A 6,098-nucleotide genomic window follows, 5' to 3' on the forward strand; every position below is an offset into this window, starting at 1 on the left:
TTAGCGGGGGTAACTGGTTTCCAGACGGTACAGGGTCTCCTCAAACTCGGCGCAAATCTCTCCCAAAATGTCTGCAACGGGCCTAACTTCGTCAATACGACCGCATACCTGCCCCGTGAGGGGGATAGCCGACTCCATGTCGCCGCCAAAATATAAGTCCTGGGGTTTGCCAAATTCGGCCATGGCATTCACGTCAGGCTGCTTTTCCAGCGCGCTGGTACGTTCAGTTCTCAAAGCTCGGAGGCCTGGAGACTGAAAACGATTGAGAAACACCGTATCGGTTTCCTGTGCGTTGACGATCGCCTGTTTCCAGTTATCGTGGACGGGCGATTCCATGGCGGAAACCATGCGCGTGCCTAGCTGTACGCCTTCTGCTCCCAGAGCAAATGCTGCAGCCATGGAACTGCCATCTACAAAACCGCCAGCTGCGATGATCGGCACGTCAACCTTCGATCTGACGAGCGGTAGCAAAACCATGCTCGCAACGTCTTGAGGGTTCTTGAAGCCACCGCCTTCTCCACCCTCAACAATGAGACCATCGACACCGTACTCCACTGCTTTGATAGCGGCCTTTAGATTGGGAACGACGTGAAAAACCGTAAGGCCGGCGGACTTGAGTAACTCTGTGTAACGTTCTGGTGAACCCGCTGACGTGGTTACGAAGCGGACACCCTGGTCGATGATGAACTGGGCTATATCGGGGTCACGCACAAAGGCCTGCGCAATGTTGACGCCGAAGGGGCGGTCGGTGAGTTCGCGCATGCGAAGGATTTCATCGCGAATCACGTCGAGCTCCCCGGAGGAAGTTTCGATAATCCCCAGTCCACCTGCATTGCAAACGGCTGACGCGAGTTGGGATCTGGCTATCCAGCCCATGGGGGCCTGGACGATAGGAAGCTCTGCGCCTGTCATGCGCGTGACACGATTATCGAATTTCATAAAGCTGTTCCTTAGCGCTACATTGAGATCGGATTGTTTAGCGATGGTTGTTTGCTGTTGGTTAGTTGTCGATGTCTGCCAGCACCCGAGCCTGCGCAGCGGCAATTCTCGCTACGGGCACCCGGTAGGGGCTACAACTAACGTAATCCAATCCCAGGTCGTGGCAAAAGCGAATAGAGCGAGGGTCTCCGCCGTGCTCGCCGCAGATTCCGTACTTGATGCCTTTTTTGGCCTGTCGTGATTCTTGAACCGCCATGCGCATAAGACGCCCTACCGCTCGTTGGTCCAGAGAGACAAAAGGGTCATCTTCAATAATCTTGGCGTCAAGATATTGCGGTATGAAGCGCCCGGCATCGTCCCGGGAGAACCCATAAGTCATTTGCGTAAGGTCGTTGGTACCAAAGCTCATGAATTCCACCGCCGAGGCCAATCGATCAGCGCCAAGGCATGCGCGGGGCGTCTCCATCATAGTGCCAATCTTGTAGCGCAGCGAAACGGATTTCTCCTTTGTTACCTTTGCGATGCCGCGGTCGATGACCTCGCTGATCAGCCGTATCTCTCGCACGTTAACTACGAGAGGAATCATGATTTCAGGGAAGGGGTTCAGTCCTTCTTCACGTGCCTGCAAAGCCGCACCGATAATGGCGCGAACCTGCATGCGCGTAATTTCCGGGTAAACCACTGATAGTCGGCAACCCCTAAAACCCAGCATCGGATTTACTTCGGCAAGATCGTTGCGCGCCTGATGAATCTCCTGAGGATCTTTTCCGAGACGCTCTGCTAACGCGTTGGCATCGTCTTCGTCGTGAGGGAGGAATTCATGCAGGGGAGGGTCCAATAAGCGGATCGTCACGGGGAGTCCATCCATGACGCGGTAAAGCTCCAACATATCTGCATGTTGAAACTCTTGAAGCTTTGCCAGATGCCGCTTACGTTCTTTGCGATCGGTAGAGAGAATCATGGCGCGCATGTGATCGATGCGATCGCTAGCAAAAAACATATGCTCTGTTCGGCAAAGGCCAATGCCCTCTGCACCGAGTTCCCGCGCCTTGGCGGCGTCTTCGGGCGTTTCTGCGTTGGCACGTACCTTCAGGCGACGGTGCTTATCAGCCCAGGACAATAGAGTTTGGAAGTCGTCCGAGGTGCTTGCTTCCACTTTAGGGATATCCCCGAGCATGACATCGCCCGTCGCACCATCGAGAGTGACGGTGTCTCCGCGCTTGATCACCGTGCCATCCGCTGCAGTCGCGGTGCCTTCGTGAACAGATACCCGCAACTCACCGCAGCCTGTGATGGCGCAAACGCCCATGCCTCTTGCCACTACCGCGGCATGGGAGGTCATCCCCCCTAGCTCTGTGAGAATGCCCTCGGCCACTCGCATCCCGTGAATATCTTCAGGAGTGGTTTCGCGACGAATGAGAATAACTTTGTTGCCGTCCGCTTCGACGTTTACCGCTTCATCAGCCGAAAACACGGCAACACCGGTAGCGCCACCGGGACTGGCGGGGAGACCGCTTGCGATAACGGCTCGTTCTGCGTCGGGGTCAACCATTGGATGAAGGAAAGACTGCACGTGTTCTGGCGATACGCGCAGTAGCGCTTCTTTTTCGTTGATCATGCCCTCGCGAACCATGTCGACCGCGATTCTGACCGAGGCGCGCCCCGTTCGCTTGCCGCTGCGTGTTTGCAGCAAGTAAAAGCGACCCTCCTGAACCGTAAATTCGATGTCTTGCATGTCCCGGTAGTGGGATTCAAGCAGTGCCTGAGAGTCCAATAGTTCTTTGTAGGCGTCGGGCATGCGCTCTTGCATGGCGTCTACCGGAAGGGGTGTTCGGATACCTGCCACAACATCCTCGCCGGCAGCGTTGAACAGCACTTCGCCAAAAAAGAGCCTTTCGCCAGTTGAGGGATTGCGAGTAAACGCAACGCCGGAGCCCGAATCCTCGCCAAAATTGCCAAAGACCATAGACTGCACGGTTACCGCGGTACCCAGGGAATCGGGGATGTTGTTCATTTCTCGGTACACGTTGGCTCTTGGCGTGTGCCAGGACTGGAATACAGCTTCTACGGCCAGGCGCAATTGTTCAAAAGGATCTTCGGGAAATTTGACCATGGTCTTAAACGTACTGATGACCGCCTGCCAGTCCTCGGCCTCCATAGCGACGTCCGTTTCGTAAGCCTTTCGCTCTTTATAATCTTCGATGACTGTTTCCATGGCATGGGTGTCAGCGCCAAGGACGACATCTGCGAACATCTGGATAAAACGCCGGTAGCAGTCATAGGCAAAGCGCGGGTTGCCTGTCTTGCGTGAAAGCCCCTCAGCTATTTCATCGTTGATGCCCAGGTTCAGGATGGTGTTCATCATTCCGGGCATGGAGATCGGAGCGCCCGATCGAACAGAAAAGAGCAGGGGGTTCTCGGGGTCCCCGAAGCGGGTGCCCATTTGTTTTTCAACCAAGTCCAGTGCAACGCGATACTCTTGCTCCAGCAAAGTCGGGAGCTTGTTGCCGTTCTCAAAGTATTCGCGGCAGGTAGGCGTGGTGATGACAAAACCGAAAGGCACCGGCAGCTTAAGCGCCGTCATTTCACACAGGTTGGCGCCCTTGCCGCCGAGGAGATCGCGGTCGTCTTTGCTGCCTTCGGAAAATAGGTATACACGCTTGGCCATAAACTGTTTTTCACCCGCTACGCTTTCATTTGATCGCTTATCTTAACCGACCTTGGTTCTATCCTTCCTGTCAACAGTCATATTTGTGAATGATCCGCGCTGTGAGCGTTGACCCTGCGCTTCTGCCGTATGAGAATTGGCACTGTCAACATAACTCAAAAAAGGTGACTCGCATGCCCGCTATTAAATCCCTCAAAGCGATACCCGCTGCACTTGCTGCTGCTGGATTTGCTGCGTCAGTGTCCCTGCCCGCATTAGGACAAGGCGCAGGAATGCTGGAAGAAGTGATTGTGACTGCTGCCAAGCGTCAGCAGACACTGCAAGAGATTCCCATTGCCGTTTCAGTGGTTACCGCTGAATCCATCGAGCAATCTCAGGTTTTGGATATTAAAGACCTGCAAACATTGGTTCCCAGTCTTCGCGTAACCCAGCTTCAGGGTAGCGCGCAGACCAACTTCATTATTCGCGGCTTTGGTAACGGCGCCAACAATCCCGGCATCGAGCCTTCGGTTGGTGTATTCATCGACGGTGTTTACCGCTCGCGTGTAGGTAGTGCCTTGGCAGATTTGCCAAAGCTGGAACGCGTGGAAGTACTGCGCGGTCCACAGAGCACACTGTTTGGTAAGAACGCGTCGGCGGGTGTTATCAACGTTGTAACCGCCAAGCCTGATCTGGCTGGGTACAGCGGATCGGTATCGGCCACTCTAGGTAACTACAACCAGAAAATTGTGCGCGGTAATATCACCGGCCCTATTTCTGACAACGTCGCCTTTAGCTTGGCGGGTAGCATGAACCAGCGAGATGGTTACTACGACAACCTTGAGCTAGATACAGAGCAAAATGAGATTAATCGTTGGAATCTCCGCGGCCAATTACTATGGAATCCATCTGATCGTATGGAAGTGCGTTTTATTGCAGATTCTGATGGTCTCGATGAGCAGTGTTGTGGTGTTGCCAACCTTGTGAATGGCCCGACCGGCGCGGTTGTCCAAGCCCTAGGCGGTAACCTTGTCCCTGAGCAGCCTTTTGCCTACGAAGGCTTTTATGACTTTGACCCTCAGAACCGTATCGACACTCAAGGTTTGTCGATGCAGATTGATTACGATTTTGACAGCTTCACGTTGACGTCTATCACGGCGCAGCGGAAGTTGGAGCAGTTCGACTTGGGCGACGTGGATTACACCAGTGCACGCCTGGTAACGCCTGATGCCGCGAATGAGCGGGATACCACTATTGATACTTTCACTCAGGAACTCCGTCTTACTTCTGCAACTGACGGCCCATTACAATGGATGGTGGGAGCGTTCTACTTTACGGAAGAGCTGGATACTCAGGGTGCATTTGGCTACGGCGATCAATTCCGTCCCTATGCTGACTTTCTGATTCAGGGCGCCACGGGCGGCGCTCTAAATTTGGGCGTGCTTGAGTCGATTTATGGTGTGCCTGGTTTGTCCTTCCTGGAGGGGCAGGGCTTCCCTAGTGAGGCCTACACCTTGGACGATGACACCTTGTCTTTGTTTGCTCAGGTTGATTTTGATATCACCGACGCGTTAACGCTGACCCTGGGTGCTAACTATACCGAGGTCGATAAAACAGCGACAGCAAATCTAGTTTCTACGGATGTTTTCGCGACCTTACCCTTTGGCGGTACTCCGTTCGAGGGTTTGCAGGCACTGCAGTTTTTGCCGCCTTACCTGAACTTCGGAAACCCCTCTGTCGACGGCAATACCGTTGAAGACAATACGACCAACGACGATGATATTACCTACACAGTGCGTCTTGCCTACGATCTAACGCAAAACATCAACGTCTATGCGGGTGTGAGCACAGGTTTCAAAGCAACATCCTGGAACATGTCACGGGACTCACGTCCATTTGCGTCAGATATCCCGGCTCTGGGCGCTGCAGGGCTGCTGCCACCTAATATCGTGGCGGGTACACGATGGGCCGGGCCAGAAGAGTCAACGGTCTATGAGGCTGGTCTAAAGGCTGAGTTCGACACAGTGAGTTTGAACGTTGCGATCTTCAATCAGGAAATCGAGGGCTTTCAGCAGAACATCTTCACGGGAACAGGCTTTGTGCTGGGTAATGCCGGTAAGCAGTCCACAGATGGCGTTGAATTTGATATGAACTGGGCTCCTACCGATGGCCTGCGTATCTCCTTTGCTGCTACCTGGCTTGACCCTCTGTATGACTCCTTTGTCGGAGGCGTTGGTATTGGCGGAGCAACGGATCTGTCGGGCGAGCAACCAGCAGGTATTCCAGAGCTGTCAACCAACACCTCAGCTACCTACAACTTCAATATCGGTGAGGCCATGTCCTATGCACGCATAGAGCATGTGTACGAGCAAGAGGTTCAGGTGGTGGATAACCTTCCCAAGTCTGTTGCCGGCCGCGAAGTTAATATGATCAACGCGAGCTTTGGTATGAACTTCAGCAGTGGTCTTGAGTTGAATTTCTGGGGCCGGAACCTGAACGGGGATGAGTACCT

General features: G+C 53.8%; 3 protein-coding genes. 1 reads left to right on the forward strand and 2 read right to left on the reverse strand.

From position 1 onward, the window contains the following. Positions 1-939: an NAD(P)H-dependent flavin oxidoreductase gene (locus AB8B76_RS03445; protein ID WP_405270301.1), complete on the reverse strand. Its 939-nt coding sequence runs from the start codon at positions 937-939 to the stop codon at positions 1-3. A gap of 61 nt (positions 940-1,000) precedes the next feature. Then, complete coding sequence (ppdK, locus tag AB8B76_RS03450; protein WP_405270303.1) at positions 1,001-3,607, reverse strand: pyruvate, phosphate dikinase; 2,607 nt, start codon at positions 3,605-3,607, stop codon at positions 1,001-1,003. A 173-nt stretch (positions 3,608-3,780) separates the two neighbouring features. Here ppdK and AB8B76_RS03455 point away from each other — a divergent pair. Then, a partial coding sequence (locus AB8B76_RS03455) for a TonB-dependent receptor (protein ID WP_405270305.1) occupies positions 3,781-6,098 on the forward strand: 2,318 nt, incomplete at its 3' end.

The organism is Congregibacter sp. (genome assembly GCF_045107095.1).
Classification (GTDB): Bacteria; Pseudomonadota; Gammaproteobacteria; order Pseudomonadales; family Halieaceae; genus Congregibacter.